This window comes from Streptosporangium roseum DSM 43021 (assembly GCF_000024865.1).
Lineage (GTDB): Bacteria > Actinomycetota > Actinomycetes > Streptosporangiales > Streptosporangiaceae > Streptosporangium > Streptosporangium roseum.
In genome coordinates this window covers 7746262-7759833 of record NC_013595.1, presented here as the reverse complement: position 1 = coordinate 7759833, position 13572 = coordinate 7746262, and the positions used below count along the sequence as shown (strand labels likewise).

Below are 13572 nucleotides of genomic sequence, written 5' to 3'. Positions count from 1 at the left end.
CGGGGCGTGAGTGACTAACTGGGTGACTAACTCTTGAAGATGTCGTCCATAGCCTCCGCGCCCTGCATGAGCACGGGGCGGATCTGCTTCCTGTAGACGGTCTCGGTGACCCCTGTGTTCCGGTGGCCGACCAGGCGTGAGATGTCCTCGATCGGGACGCCGGAGTCCGACAGCAGCGAGACGAAGCTGTGCCGCATCTCGCGAGGAGTCCAGTCGGTGGCCCGTAGCCCCGCCTTCTCAAGGATCTTCCGCATATCCCGGCGCACGTTGCCCGCGCTCATGGGAGTCCCCTTCGAGGTGGAGAAGACAAGGCCCGCTTCTGTCTCCGCCTTCTCCTGTTCCTCCCGGAGCGCTCGCAGCGCGTCGACGCACCGCCGAGGGAGCTTGAGGGAGCGGCGCGACTTGACGGTCTTGGTGTCTCCCTTCTGCCGTACGGACCGCCAGACGTAGATCGCGAATTGCTCGTGATCCCAGCCCGTATCGGCTACCGGTAACCACGCCTTGCGCTCCTCGTCGAACGCGACCACGTGGGACCAGAGGAGCGCGCGTAACTCCTCGGTTCGGGCGCCGATCAGCAGCGAGAGCACGATGTACGCTCGCATGCGCGCGTTGGCCTTCTCTGCCAGGGCGATGACGGATTCCGCCTGAGCGAGCGTGAGCGCCTTGGAGGTACGGCCCGCGCGTCCCTCCGGGATCTCGCAGAGGTCGACGACGTTCCGCTTCACCTTGTCGCGACGCATGGCGCTCTTCACCGACCGGTTGAGGATGCCGTGGATCAGCTTGAGAGATCGGGTGCTCAGCTCACCCGTCTTGCTCGCCAGCCACCGGTCAACGTCCTCCACCGACAGGTCACGCAGCTTGCGCGCTCCCACCGCGGGGATCACGTGGTTGTCGGCGAACGTCGTGTACATCTTGACCGTGGTTGCCGAGCGCCCGCCCAAACCGTGCTGCAACCAGTACTTCACGGCGTCGGCCACCGTGTAGTTGGCCGGAGCGATGGCCAGGCCGTCGTCGTAGTCGCGCATGATCTCCTTGAGCCTGTCCTTGGCCTCCGTCTTGGTCTTGCCGCTGGCCTTCTTGACGATGCGCTTTCCGGCCGGGGTGTAGCCGACCGTCACCGAGGCGATCCAGCGCTCCCGTGTCTCGTCCCAGTGCAGTCCGCCGTCTCCCCGGCTGCGTCGTGTGGTCATGATGCCCTCGTTTCCTGTTCGAGTAGTGCGATGTAGTCGGAGATGGCCGAGGCCGGGATGAGCCGGGTACGGCCCTGGGTGACGGAGCGCAGACGGCCCGCCCTGATCTGCTCGTAGATCACGCTGCGGCTCATGCTGAGCAGGTGCATGGCGTCGCATATGCGATACAGCCGCCGTTCGCCGGGCGGTCCGGGTGCTGTCATCCGTCCTCCCGCTCGGTGGCGATCTTCCGAGCGGTGGCGACCTTCTGGCGGATGTGTTCGGCCATGATCGCCTCACCGGGGGAGTAACCCGATCCGGTGAACCGCCAGTGACCGAGAACGAGGGTCGTCTCGTCGCCAAGGGGCGGAAGGCCGTGCCGTTCGCGTGCTTCGGTGGCCCGGTGTGTTGTGCGAACCTGCCGGAGATCACCGAAGGTGGTGGAGTAGCGACGGGACTTCGTGGAGAAGTGGCCCCGAAACCCCAGCATGTGCGCCCACGGCCGTAGACGGAGAGCCTTGTACTCAGGACGTGCGCCCAGCTCCCAGCAGGTGCGGATCATGCGCCGGGCGTGCTCGGTCACTGGAAGCGCATCCAGGTGCAGGCCGGGTTTGAGGCCGGTGCCGTGACAGCGCCCGCAGGAGGCCATCAGGCTCAGCCGCCCCCGCCCCTTGCAGGCCGGACACGACAGCCGATGATCGACGGTGCCGGAAGCTTCGGCGCCCTTCGTTGCGTACTTGGCGATGTAGCCGGCCACCGCCCGCTCGCTCAGCCCGTCCGGGCCCTGGTCGAGCAGGATGGGCCGGATGTCGAGCTGATCACCCCAGACCAGATCCCACCGGCCGAGATCACTCGGGGGAGAAGTGACCGTGACCCGCTGGACCGCTGGAGGGATCGCCCGAGTGAGCAGACCATGATCAGCCCAGTCCGGAGGGATTTCACTCCCGCCGCCCAGACCGTCGAGCCTGACGATGGCGTGGAAGTGCACCAGGCCGCGCCGCTGATACTCGGCCACCTTGGCGAACGACACCCGGACCCGCTTGGCGAACTCCCGACGGCTCAGTCCAGCCTCGCTGGCGAGGGTGCGCCGCACTTCCAGGGTGAAGCGATGCCACAGCGCGCCCGCGTGAGCCTGCCAGAGCACCGCGCCCACGTAGTCGTAACACTGGCCGCATATGGGTTGCCCGAGCCGTTCGTCTCCCGGCTCGTGGCGAGCATGGCAGCCGACCGGATGCCCGTGCTCACAGATCTTGTCGCGCTTACGGGGACGGCAGGCCCGTACCGTCCCGCCCTTCTCCCGCCGTGTGTGCACCGGTCCGAACGAGGGAGCGGTGAGCGTGACGAACGCCCGAGGGTGCCCGCTCACCTCCTGTGGGACACCCTTGCCGCCGGACAGGCCCGCCCGGATCAACTGGAAGGTGTCGGCCCGGTAGACCTCCGAGCAGGCCGGACAGACCGAGGCCCGCCGGTTGCCGCAGGCCACCAGCAGATGCCCGGACGGCTCATCCGTTGTGCGGTAGCTGTGCAGCACCTCACCGCTGGTCGCATTGACGATCAATGCCTCGCCCGCCAGGTGCACCGGGTGGGCACACCCTCCAGTCGCCGCGACCATCGAGCGCCACCGGGCGTAGCCCGGATCGTTGATCACCCGTGCGAGATCGACCAGCCATTCCGGCTGCTGGTCGATGGTGCGGTGCTGCGGTTCCTCCTTGCTGTTCATGACGTCCTCCTTTGCTCGCTCCCGACAGGTACTCCAACACGTGCTACGTCTTGGCCCATGTGGACATGGTAAACAACACGTGCTACCTCTTGTAAAGAGCAAACGTGGAAGAAGGAGAACTCGGCATGACCGACGAGAAGGGCACCGCCCGGTGGCGAATCATCGCCGACCTCTTGCGTTCAGACGTGGTCCAAGACCACTACCAGCCCGGGCAGGCACTCCCCGGCGAAGCGTTCCTCGCTTCTGAGTACGCCACCTCACGCCCGACGATCCGCAAGGCCATCGCCCAGCTCGTCGGCGAAGGATTACTCACCGTCGCCCACGGCCGAGGCACCTTCGTCCGCCCCACCCCTGACCGCCGCCTCATCCTCATGGGTGGCTCGGAACGCGAAGACCTGCTCAGCCCCACGTACGACCCCGCCAAGCAGGGATGGGAACACGTCACCGTCGCCAGCGAGGCCGAACGCACCGCAGGCGGTGTCACTCCCAACTCGGCACTGTTCATGATCATCGAGGGCAGCAAAGCCGATGTCCTGGGCGTGCGCCGAGGCCGCATGAGCGTCTACCGCTACGCGTACTGGCAGCACACCAAGACCCGCGCCCGCATCCACCTGTGCTCCTACCTCCTGGCTGACCAGGTCGCCACCATCACCGGCGAAGGCAGAGGCATGGAGATCGACTCCGAGATCGAGCCCGAGGACTACTACGCCCACCTGGAGCGCACCCACGGGCCACTGCGCTGGATCACCTCGGTTCACACCCAGATGCCCTACGGCGAGACCTACGAGGACCTCAACATGGAACCCATCGGTACACCCTTGTTGCTGGTTCGCCGGCTGATGCTCAGCAAGGACGGCCGCCCGCTGGAGTTCACCGAGATCGAAGCCCCCGGCGACCGCTTCGAAGCCGCAGCAGCCAGTGAGCATGACCAGGCCGGATCAGATGGACAGGTCTCGCTCAGGGTGTAGTGGGCTCAGACTTTCTTTACTGGTTCAAGGCAGTCCGCCTGCGGCGGCCTGCGCGCGTCGGGCGATCGCTGGCCGCGCTGCGGCTCTCCGGCCGGTCGCGGCCAGCGCCGCCCACGCGCCCGATCACCACAGCGAACGGTCAGGCCGATCGAACATCATCATTGAGCATAGCCAGGCGACCGTCGTATCCGCTGCAACCGGTGGCGGCCGGAGCATGGCTCCGGGTGATCGCGGCGGGCATGAGGTGGGCCGTGAGTGGCTGATGTGAGCCAGATCTTCCCGTCCGCCTCGTCCAAGCTGACGGGAGAAGCGAGCCGGAGAAAACATGCGAGCAAATAGGTCGTACTATCTAATTCTTAATACGCACTTTTCCTAGAGAGGCTTTTTCACCCAAGCTCAGTGCGAGATCGCGAATGCGTACAGACTTGCCCGTTCGAATATTAACTCCGTAATAGCCAAACGAGCCTCCGGGCTCTGGAGTCTCAGCCTGAAGGATGTATTCATCGTTATCAATCCAGCCATACCCGATAGCGTCGCTTGGCTCCGATAGAAGTCGAAGGGTGAGCGTACGTACGACCTTGCCAGTCTTAGCTTCACGGATGACAAGATGCTCCTTGCCGCCCTCCCCGACGCTGGCAAGCACCTCGACCAGCAGACGACCATCCGGAGAAAGGTCGTCCACGGAGTCTCCACCCTTCCACTCGCCAGTGACCAAGCCTTGGCGGTTCAGTATGGTTATGGTGTCGCCGTTCGGTTCGTCTTCCCCGATATCTGTACAGGCTCGTTTAGCTGCGATCACGGCAGCGGCCTGACTTAGGCCAAGCACACGGCAGAAGCCAGGGAGTGTAGAAGTCTGACCTGTGGTGAAGTCGGTTACCAACAGCCGTGGCTGGGCGCCGGAGAACGCGACCGTGAAGAACCGGCCGTCGGGTGAGATGTTCACACTCTGTAAATCGTTGAGCGCCTTTGCGTCTAGACGTGGAGAGATGGCTTTGCGTTGCCCGGCTCGCAGGTCCCATCCGACATACCGCATCCATGATTTACTGAAGTATGAGATGAAATGGCCGTCGGGAGTGATACGAAGTGGCACACCTTGGCGGTAAGAGCCATCTATCTGAACTTTGCTTGCCGCGTCAAAGAGTTGGATATCACTCGAACAGTCGTCTTCATCGTTTTTAAATCCAGCACAGCCCATTCCGTAAGGGAGGTCTAATTCCTGCCTGCCTTGACCTTTTTTGTAGTTCACGTGCAACGTCCACTCGCTACACAGGACCAGCTTCGCCTTGGTGTCCTCCGTCGCATCCGTAAGGCGGTCGCGGCAATCCGAGACTTCTGGTATAGACGCATACTGCACCGGCGGGTCGAATGGGCCTGGCTGCCATTCCGGTATCGCCTTTGACTCGCCGTGCCGGTTGAAATAGAGAAAGCCCACTCCTATTACGAAGACAAGGAGAATGAATAGGCCAGTCCGTCGCAACGACCCGGGCCGAGCGCTGCGTCGTTTGACTTCAAGCAAAAATCTTCTCCCTTCTACCCAGCCAGAGCTGGTCCTGTTCATACCAGAGAGACCCTCGGGGCGGCGGGTTCTACGGGTGAGGCCGTTCAGAGTAACCAGTTCTGAAGGGTATTGTCCACCAAAAGATTTACCGCTGCCTGACGACAATATGCACTGATGTCATCACAGAACGCCAACCGTCCACAGCACTCAAAACAGCATGTCTACCAGACAGCTAAGGCGATCGGTTTGCCTAAAATGGAAAATCATGCTGCCGCGAGGCTTCCGCTCCTCGGGCCTGGCGGCCCTGCGGTACGTATCCTCTTGCCATCGAATGACGGGGCGGACCGTCGGTCAGAGCTACTGTGTACAGCAGCGAATACAGCAACGTCGCCATACACGATCACACGCCACCGGGTCGCATCTGCCACGTGACCAGGGTGAGGAGCCCTCTACGTCGTGACCGGCTCCCGTTTGCAATCAGACAGTCATGCTGCCGCGTAACGTTCGCTCTGGACTTGGCGCTTTGGTTTGTTATCGATGGATCTGCTCCTTCTGGGAGACGTGGCGACATGGGTCCCTCCAGATCCCACGCCGCCACGCCCGTCTTACCGGGCTCTTCCGGACAGCAGCGCCGCCCACATCGCCCGAGCTTCACTGATCGGCCAGGTGGAGGTCTCGTGGACCTGATGGCCGTCATCGAGTTGGAGGGTTCGCCGGACGAACGCTCGGCCGCCGCCCTCGCACAGTTCGTAGACCGTGGCACGGCACCAACAGGTCCAGGCCACCGAGCGTGCCCGTTCAAGCGTCGGGTATGGCTCCCGCCAATCCAGACGAATGTGATCTCGCTGTGGCATTACCACATGCGGACTCAGGCACTCATCGAGCAGAATCACGACGTGCGCTCCACGACACCCCTGGAGTGATGGGACGCCTTACGGAGTTCTTCGTACCGCTGAGCGACGCAGTGGGCGACGGTGATCGGGTTGTCCACGGCGTAGACCCTGTACAAGCGGCGGCCCGTCTTCGCTGAGATCTTTCCCGTCCACCATCGGTAGGCGAGCCCGTCCGTCCAGACCACGAGATTGGTCCAGACGGAGACCAGGGAGACGCCGTAGCCCTGGTGGACGTCGGCCGAGATGCCGCAGTGTTCGAGGCCGATCTGCAGGCGCTCAGCAGCCAGGGCGGCCGGGCATCGTTGGGCCGGCTCTTTCCTGTCGTGGGCGCTCATGACTCCAGCCCCTCCTGATCGCGGAGCTGCTGGGCGAGTTCGGCAACGTCGTCGGCGTCGATCGTCTGATAGAGGCCACGACTCACCTCTCCGTCTGTAAGGTGCTGACCGTTCCGGGTGGCCCACAAACGGCCCGCAGAACTACGCCAAATGCACCATCCAGGAAAGGCCGCCTGGAGGTCCTCCAGAATTACGGGGGTTGACATGGAGTAAGCGTCATTCCATTTGAGTGACGAACCCACCGCGTTCCAGAGACGTCCAGGACGTTTCAAAGTTAGAGTCGAAAACGTCCCTGACGTCCTCACTTCACGAGGTGCACCGTGGCCAACGTCCCCTTACGCCGCGCCATGCTCGATGCGAAGCTGAGCAACCAGAACCTGGCGGATCGCTGCGAGGTGGATGTTAAGACGGTGGAACGCTGGTTACAGGATGAGGCACGAGTTCCGCACCTCCGGCATCAGTTGGCCGCCGCCGAGGCATTAGGAGTTGATACGTCCGTGTTGTGGCCAGAGGCTATCCGTAACACCGTGAAGACCGGTCCGGATCGAGAGGTTCTGACCGTTTACCCCTATCGGTCGGCTTGCCCCAAGTCGATCTGGCGCAACCTGATCAGTTCGGCCCGCAACGAGATCGTCTTCGCCGGGTACACCAACTATTTCCTGTGGCTGGAACACCCCAACCTCGCCAAGGTCCTCAAGCGCAAGGCCGAGCAGGGGTGCAAAATCCGCTTCCTGATCGGCGACCCGGACAGCGAGGTCACCCGCCGCCGGGAGGAGGTGGAGAACGTCCCGCTGACCGTCTCGACCCGTATCCGGATCACCCTCTCGGAGATCGAGCAGGTTCGGAACGTACCTGGCATCGAGGCGAGGTTCGGAGACGAGCACATTGCGATGAGCGTCTTCCGCTTTGACTCCGAGATGCTCGTGACCCCGCACCTGGCCAAGCTCGTCGGCCACGACTCGCCGATGATGCACCTGCGCCGCTACCAGGACGACGGCCTGTTCGACCGGTTCGGCTACCACGCCTCAGAGCTGTGGAGCAACGGCCGAGACGTCTGGGCGGAGGAGCCCAATAAGCGCACGGAGAACACCAGTTCTGGGTGACAACGGCCATGGACGAGGTTGGACCCGGATGCTTCACCGCGGTTTCGTACGTTGACCTGGGACCGCGCCGCCTGGGCACGTGCTCGCGCCGGAGAGGCCCAGCCGGCGCTGAGAGCGCTGAGCGAGGCGAGTGCGGTCCTGGCAAGCACGTCCGGAGCAGACAAAGACGTCCCCCAGGTGCGTGAGCTGCTGACCCGCTATCCCAGAGCGCCCGAGCCTGTCGGCAGACCGGTCTCCAAGCGGACCTGCCGATCAGTCATCCAGGGGTTCCTCGCCGGAGAAGCACAGCTCCAGCATCTCTGGGGAGAAGTGGAGACCGGTGATCCTGCTCGCCAGGGCGAACGATCTCTCGATCGGGAAGTCGATGCACGAGCCGTCTATGTCGATGTCGTAGTCGGGGTCCAGCCCGACCTCGCGCATCTCCTCGACGAAACGGTCCGGATCGGTGCCCGATCGATCGTCCGGGAGTACCGGGTCAAACTGGACGACCGGCTCACCGTCGACGATGTAGGCGAAGGTGTCCGAGGCGTAGTCATGGCGGCAGACCAACACGACCTCGGTTCCCTGTGAGATCGGGATGTATATCTCGGGGTCGACGGCGATCTGCCATCCTCCTGGTTCGACGACCAGGGTCCAGTCGCCGATCTTCGCGGTGCCGATGTAGGCGGCCGCGTCGTCCCCCATACTTTCCACCGAGCGCTGGCCCAGTTCGTCGACCGCCACCGTCTCTTCCATGGTGCTCCCGTCCACGCTGAATCGGCGGAGGACCTCCTCCGGAGCGAGACCCCGGACAAAGGACACACAGTAGATCTCAACCAATTCTTCACAGTCGGAGAGCCAGCGAAATTCCCCGGGGCACTCTGTCATCGTCACTCCTTTGATCATGTGAGGCGCATGATTGCAGTCGTCACCGACAGAAGGGTTCGGAGGTCCGATTGGTGAAGGAACGTCGGTGGACAACCTCGGCCCAGGGATGTCTTCTGGGTGACTATCTGGGTGACAACGACCACGGACGGGGTCGGACAACGGTGGACGGTCGTGGACCGTAAGCCCAGGTCAGTGCCGGTATCGGCCCTGGTCGCAGTCCTGCTCCGATCGCCTTACAAGCGAGATGTCACTGGTTCGAACCCAGTAGTGCCCACCCCAAGCCCTTGGCCTGCTGAGACAGGTCAAGGGCTTTGTTTTCGACCGGACCCTCTCTGCTCCATCGTTCGGTCACCTCGCTTCAGTAACTGGTCCGCGCATGAGCATGCGCCTGTGTCATTCCGTCCTTGGCGATTCAGACAGGGCGAGACAGGTCCTATGCCCGGCGCCATCGGTAACGGTTCGCTACCCTCGGTAATGTGCGTGCGTGGAGGGAGTCTCAGGTGCGCAAACCATATGGTTTTGAGATCGAGCCAGAGGTTCGAGAGTGGCTCGACAACCTGAGCGACAGCGACTTCAAACGGGTTGACGAGGTGGCTGGTCTTCTGGCGGAAAAAGGGGCAGAGCTTGGCGGTCCATGGTCGGATCACCTGGAAGGGTCGGTCTGGGAACTGCGTGTCCGGCTGCGTGATGTTGCAGCTCGGGTGACGTACTGGTGTACTCCGGGTAGGACGATCGTGTTGCTCACTGTTTTTCGTAAGACAAAGCAGCATGATCAGCGGCAGATCGACAGGGCGGTTCGGGCGCAGAAGATCTGCGAACGCGACCATCATGGACCGGTGGCCGAGATCTATGAGAGGCAGGCGTGATGACTGGTTATCACACCCGCTGGGTGCGGCCTGAACCCCTGGTTGAGGATCCCGAACGGATCATGATTCGAGAGGCGCTGGCCTTCGGCAAGGCGCTATATGACCGGCGTGGTGTGCTTGGGCTGAGCGTGGCGGAGCTGGCTGAGCGTGCGGGCATGACCGAGGATGAGATCGAGTGCATCGAGGAAGGCGGGACCGTGCCGACGATCGCCTTGCTGCGGCATCTGGCCGCGGCGCTAAACGCCGACGTTCGTCTCACCTCTGGTCATGATCTGGGCTCGGTCTGGTTCGAGCCACACGCGGCCTGATCGACGGACACCGGTCGCCCGGCGCGCCGAGAGCACGAGTTCTGGGTGACTAACCGGGTGACAACGACCACGGACGGGGTCGTACCGAGCGCCCGCCGCACCGAACGAACCCGCCGCCCGAGGTGCGCGCTGCCACCTGCCGCTGCGACCTCCGGCCCAACCGCTCCACGGACCCTTCGGGATGCCTCGGGCGTCGCACCGGCCGTCTACGCTCGGTAGGCAATCAGAGCTCTACGGCGTACCAATTCCATTGCTGGTCGATCAGCGTGACGGACCCCTCATCAGCCAGGCCATGCAGAGCGGAAACGAAGCTTTCGCGAGGCAGACGCCCGTGCCCCATAGACCTTGCGAACACTCCCACCCTCCAGACATCGAAGATGAGCACTCCTGGTCGAGGTCCAAGGTCGACGTCAACAACTGTCCGCTCGGGGAAAGCGATCGTCATGCAACAGCCGATCCCGTGCACGCGATAATGCACGCCACTGGGAAGCTGCCAGATCCTGGGAGCGCGACGTTGAACGACGGCCCGATGAAGAGCCCACAGGTCGTCTCCACCAGTCTGGTCCGCCATACCGGTCCCGATGTGCCGTGACAGTTCGCCGACACGGGCCGCGAACGCCCGTACCGGTTCGGTAGCGTCCACAAGCGATCTCCCTCATCCATTGGAAAGAGCCATTCCGCCTCCGGCGGGGGACTCCGGCTCCGAGAGTGTTGTGGCCGGCGGCGATCCGTAACACCGTGAAGACCGGCCCGGACCGGGAGGTCCTGACCGTCTACCCGTACCGGTCGGCGTGTCCCAAGTCGATCTGGCGCAGCCTGATCAGCTCGGCCCGCAACGAGATCGTGTTCGCGGGCTACACCAACTACTTCCTGTGGCTGGAACACCCCAACCTCGCCAAGATCCTCAAGCGCAAGGCCGAGCAGGGGTGCAAGATCCGGTTCCTGATCGGCGACCCGGGCAGCGAGGTCACCCGCCGCCGGGAGGAAGTGGAGAACGTTCCGCTGACGGTCTCCACCCGCATCCGGATCACCCTCTCGGAGATCGAGCAGGTTCGCGGGGTGCCCGGCATCGAGGCGAGGTTCGGAGACGAGCACATCGCGATGAGCGTCTTCCGCTTCGACTCGGAGATGCTCGTGACCCCGTACCTGGCCAAGCTCGTCGGTCACGACTCGCCCATGATGCATCTACGCCGTTACCAGGACGACGGGCTGTTCGACCGGTTCGGCTATCACGCCTCCGAGCTATGGAGCAACGGCCGAAATATCTGGGCAGAGAGCCAGACAGAGCGCGCCGACAGTGCGAGTTCGGGGTGATGTGCCTCGCGTTTCCGGACAGCTCGTCACCCGTGCACGGGATATCCGATCTGGGCAAGATCTCCTTCAAGGCTGGAAAGGTTGACATCTGGGTTCAGTGATGACACGACATTTTGAGTGAGGGGCTGCAAGGCATAGATGTGGCGAACGGCCCCGATGTTCACCATGACCTCGTAGTACTCCTCTGCGAACTGCTGGTATGCCTCGGGCCGGCCATCAACCAAGACGTCAAACAGCCACTTAGCGCTGCGATCGTCCTTCGCACCCTCCGGCAGGGCTTCGATGGCCCCAGACCTCCACTCCGTGTCAGCCTGCTCACGCCAGAAACACACCGTTACCCGTGGCGTTCCATCCTGGTCGCTGAACGCAGGCTCTGTGGCAAGGGGACAGAATGCCTCGGGCACCCCATCGAACAGACCAGGCCACGGAACCGGGGGCGTGACCCGATACGGGCTCATCGGCGACTCGTGATCGAAGCCGCGGGCATACGCACCCGTTGGAGAGAAGACAATCGAGTAGTCATTGCCGCACCCGTCCCGCATCGAGGCCACTTCTTGGTCTGGCGACCACTGGGAGTCAAACGAGTAGAACCGGTACTCCCACTCCGGGCTCATGATGGCGTCCAACACGGCCATGGCTCGGGAGCGATCCCGAACGATTGAGATCTCGGGCAGTTGACGGGTCACCTCATGGACATACACGGCCCCATCCAAGCCGAGCCCACTGACAAACATCTACCCCGCCCACCACACCGAACCCGGTGCGATTGCGGGGGCCTCTTGATGCTGTCCTCCTCTTCCTGAGTGACCAACTGAGTGGCAATGACCGGGAACGCCCATGGATACCGGTGGGCGACGGCGGATGGGAAGACCAGGATAAGCCGTCTCTCTAAGACGATCAGACTGACATCGGGATTGCAACGCAGCTGCTTTAGTTGCGCGGCATCGCGTAAAGCCGCAACTCGGTTGCGGCGCTTTCCTTATCAGTTCGAATCTAAATTTCCACAAAAGCTGATATGCGCGATAGGATGTCAAGCACCTCGACCTCCTCACGCATCGCCGCCCATTTGTGCACTGAGGAAAGCGTCAGGTTGTATTTTTTCACCACCTCGGACAGTGCCACCTTCGCCCGAGCCTCCACGACACCCTCGTCAGATCGGTCACAGACCGCTACCACATCAAGCTGCAATGGAGTAGAGCCGTCCTCGACGGGAGAGATTTTCAAAAAATACGGACCCTCAAAGAAATATGCATCGCCGGATTTTCCCTGACGAACAGCGGAGATGGCACTATGTAGCGTACCGAGTACCGAGAGTGGCTCGTCGGTCCAGAGGGCGCCCGGAAAGGTCACGCCTTCGATCTCAACCCACGCCTGTCCGCCAACGAAAAGCGGATATCGTGAGTCCACTTCAAGCGTCTCAACTGGGATGATTATCTCGAACAACCGAAACCTCTTCCTCGGAATCGCGTGTCCTTTATGGCATATGTCAATTGCGGCTCGCTGATCGCCCGTGAGTCTCCGTGATTGATCCTGATTTAGAACCTCCAGCAGAAGAGTCTTCGAGTCAGGAGTCGATCTCCCAGCGGAGGGCGCCAGCCTCGGCGGGGGTTTCGAGAATCTTGATGAGAGGCGTCGGGTCGGTACCAGGAGGAAGGTCTACAGCGAGATAAGTGCCATGGAGCCATTCGTGCGCCAGGCCGGACTCGACGGCCTTGCCATGCAGGAGTTCGTGCAGCCTGACCTGCTCTTGATCCCGAGGAACGAGCGCGACGCGCAGGGTGCGATGACCGGACTTTGTCACGGCCACATTCACTGCAGCGAGAGCCCTCGCCCGTGATGGGCGGGGGCTCTCTGCGTTGTACGGCTACAGGCAGTTGACCGACTCGACCCGTGAGCTGTTGTACGAGCAGGAGTCGATGAGCTTCCCAGATGGGTTGCGGATGTACCCCGTGTCCGCGGTCTGGTTCCAGATGTACGCGAACGTCCCGCCGGATCGACCCCAGTAGCGGATGGTCGAGGTGTCCGTACCCTTACCGGTCCGCACCGTGACCGTCTTCCCAGCGCCGAGGGTGAACGCCCCGAATGTGTAGACGTGATCAGACGCAGACGTCTTGTCGCGGAGGGTCCACCCCTTGAGGCTGATCGCCTTCCGGGTGGTGTTCTTGAGCTGCGCCCACTCGCCGTTCAGGCTGCTGTTCGCCCCGTTGTCCGGCGAGCCGGGCGAGTTGTAGTAGATCTTCATGAACTGGACCGCCGGGAGCGCGGCGGCCTGCGCTGGCACAACGGGAACAAGCACCACAGCCAAAGCGGCAGCGGACAGGGCCAGGGGGAGAAAGCGCACCGGCGGATCCTTCAATATGTGAGATATGGGGCGAATGTGAGACGGCTGGCCGACGGTGCGGGTTGGCACGTGAATGCAGTTTCCTTGGCGCCCCCGGACATGACGACACCCTCGCCCGATCGAGGAGTGAGGGTGCTGGCGTAGGTCCAGAGGTACGGCTACCGCGCGGCGAGGAATTCTTCCAGCGTCA

The 13572-nt window shown here is 62.7% G+C and carries 16 protein-coding genes; 5 read left to right on the top strand and 11 right to left on the bottom strand.

What is annotated here, in order from left to right; translation table 11 throughout:
* Positions 1-26 precede the first annotated feature (26 nt).
* Genes SROS_RS33920 through SROS_RS33910 form a run of 3 tightly spaced genes read right to left on the bottom strand, consistent with a single transcriptional unit; the run spans position 27 to position 2889 of the window.
* Positions 27-1190, bottom strand: coding sequence for a site-specific integrase (locus SROS_RS33920; RefSeq protein WP_012893466.1), 1164 nt, complete (start codon positions 1188-1190; stop codon positions 27-29).
* Positions 1187-1393, bottom strand: coding sequence for a helix-turn-helix domain-containing protein (locus tag SROS_RS33915; protein ID WP_012893465.1), 207 nt, complete (start codon positions 1391-1393; stop codon positions 1187-1189). Before SROS_RS33915 ends, SROS_RS33920 begins: the two co-directional genes overlap by 4 nt.
* Positions 1390-2889, bottom strand: coding sequence for a replication initiator (locus SROS_RS33910; RefSeq protein WP_012893464.1), 1500 nt, complete (start codon positions 2887-2889; stop codon positions 1390-1392). The genes SROS_RS33915 and SROS_RS33910 overlap by 4 nt, the downstream gene beginning before the upstream one ends.
* Positions 2890-2993: 104 nt before the next feature.
* On the opposite strand from SROS_RS33910, the gene SROS_RS33905 reads away from it, so the two are divergent.
* Positions 2994-3857: a GntR family transcriptional regulator gene (locus SROS_RS33905; RefSeq protein ID WP_148269291.1), complete on the top strand. Its 864-nt coding sequence runs from the start codon at positions 2994-2996 to the stop codon at positions 3855-3857.
* Between the two features lie 349 nt (positions 3858-4206).
* Here the strand turns inward: SROS_RS33905 and SROS_RS50175 are convergent, their stop codons facing one another.
* Positions 4207-5289: a hypothetical protein gene (locus SROS_RS50175; protein WP_148269290.1), complete on the bottom strand. Its 1083-nt coding sequence runs from the start codon at positions 5287-5289 to the stop codon at positions 4207-4209.
* 955 nt (positions 5290-6244) lie between these two features.
* On the bottom strand, positions 6245-6583 hold the full coding sequence (locus tag SROS_RS33895) for a hypothetical protein (protein WP_012893460.1): 339 nt from the start codon (positions 6581-6583) through the stop codon (positions 6245-6247).
* Positions 6584-6903: 320 nt separating this feature from the next.
* Between SROS_RS33895 and SROS_RS33890 the strand changes: the two genes are divergently transcribed.
* Positions 6904-7686: a hypothetical protein gene (locus tag SROS_RS33890; protein WP_012893459.1), complete on the top strand. Its 783-nt coding sequence runs from the start codon at positions 6904-6906 to the stop codon at positions 7684-7686.
* A 252-nt stretch (positions 7687-7938) separates the two neighbouring features.
* On the opposite strand, the gene SROS_RS33885 is transcribed toward SROS_RS33890, so the two are convergent.
* A complete protein-coding gene (locus SROS_RS33885) occupies positions 7939-8553 on the bottom strand; it encodes a DUF6461 domain-containing protein (RefSeq protein ID WP_012893458.1) in 615 nt (204 codons plus the stop codon).
* Between the two features lie 500 nt (positions 8554-9053).
* Between SROS_RS33885 and SROS_RS48090 the strand changes: the two genes are divergently transcribed.
* Together SROS_RS48090 and SROS_RS33880 are read left to right on the top strand one after the other, a co-directional pair.
* The gene (locus SROS_RS48090; RefSeq protein WP_012893457.1) at positions 9054-9419 is read left to right on the top strand and encodes a type II toxin-antitoxin system RelE/ParE family toxin; all 366 of its coding nucleotides are present in this window, start codon (positions 9054-9056) and stop codon (positions 9417-9419) included.
* A complete protein-coding gene (locus SROS_RS33880; protein ID WP_012893456.1) occupies positions 9419-9727 on the top strand; it encodes a helix-turn-helix domain-containing protein in 309 nt (102 codons plus the stop codon). The genes SROS_RS48090 and SROS_RS33880 overlap by 1 nt, the downstream gene beginning before the upstream one ends.
* A 223-nt stretch (positions 9728-9950) precedes the next feature.
* On the opposite strand, the gene SROS_RS54600 is transcribed toward SROS_RS33880, so the two are convergent.
* Complete coding sequence (locus SROS_RS54600) at positions 9951-10370, bottom strand: DUF6896 domain-containing protein (RefSeq protein WP_425358621.1); 420 nt, start codon at positions 10368-10370, stop codon at positions 9951-9953.
* Between the two features lie 95 nt (positions 10371-10465).
* On the opposite strand from SROS_RS54600, the gene SROS_RS33875 reads away from it, so the two are divergent.
* Complete coding sequence (locus SROS_RS33875; protein WP_218919729.1) at positions 10466-11041, top strand: DUF5919 domain-containing protein; 576 nt, start codon at positions 10466-10468, stop codon at positions 11039-11041.
* Positions 11042-11067: 26 nt separating this feature from the next.
* Here the strand turns inward: SROS_RS33875 and SROS_RS33870 are convergent, their stop codons facing one another.
* The 4 genes from SROS_RS33870 to SROS_RS33865 form a co-directional block, all read right to left on the bottom strand.
* The gene (locus tag SROS_RS33870; protein WP_245564371.1) at positions 11068-11676 is read right to left on the bottom strand and encodes a hypothetical protein; all 609 of its coding nucleotides are present in this window, start codon (positions 11674-11676) and stop codon (positions 11068-11070) included.
* Between the two features lie 358 nt (positions 11677-12034).
* Positions 12035-12484, bottom strand: coding sequence for a hypothetical protein (locus SROS_RS50170; protein WP_148269289.1), 450 nt, complete (start codon positions 12482-12484; stop codon positions 12035-12037).
* Between the two features lie 121 nt (positions 12485-12605).
* On the bottom strand, positions 12606-12842 hold the full coding sequence (locus SROS_RS50165; RefSeq protein WP_169369435.1) for a DUF4265 domain-containing protein: 237 nt from the start codon (positions 12840-12842) through the stop codon (positions 12606-12608).
* A gap of 63 nt (positions 12843-12905) precedes the next feature.
* Positions 12906-13322: a lamin tail domain-containing protein gene (locus SROS_RS33865; RefSeq protein ID WP_148269287.1), complete on the bottom strand. Its 417-nt coding sequence runs from the start codon at positions 13320-13322 to the stop codon at positions 12906-12908.
* Positions 13323-13572 lie beyond the last annotated feature (250 nt).

What these genes read in the sequence shown, in the direction of transcription:
- SROS_RS33920 (WP_012893466.1), bottom strand. Translation starts at nt 1,190, where the DNA reads ATGACCACACGACGCAGCCGGGGAGACGGCGGACTGCACTGGGACGAG.
- SROS_RS33915 (WP_012893465.1), bottom strand. Translation starts at nt 1,393, where the DNA reads ATGACAGCACCCGGACCGCCCGGCGAACGGCGGCTGTATCGCATATGC.
- SROS_RS33885 (WP_012893458.1), bottom strand. Translation starts at nt 8,553, where the DNA reads ATGACAGAGTGCCCCGGGGAATTTCGCTGGCTCTCCGACTGTGAAGAA.
- SROS_RS33910 (WP_012893464.1), bottom strand. Translation starts at nt 2,889, where the DNA reads ATGAACAGCAAGGAGGAACCGCAGCACCGCACCATCGACCAGCAGCCG.
- SROS_RS33870 (WP_245564371.1), bottom strand. Translation starts at nt 11,676, where the DNA reads ATGGCCGTGTTGGACGCCATCATGAGCCCGGAGTGGGAGTACCGGTTC.
- SROS_RS33880 (WP_012893456.1), top strand. Translation starts at nt 9,419, where the DNA reads ATGACTGGTTATCACACCCGCTGGGTGCGGCCTGAACCCCTGGTTGAG.
- SROS_RS33895 (WP_012893460.1), bottom strand. Translation starts at nt 6,583, where the DNA reads ATGAGCGCCCACGACAGGAAAGAGCCGGCCCAACGATGCCCGGCCGCC.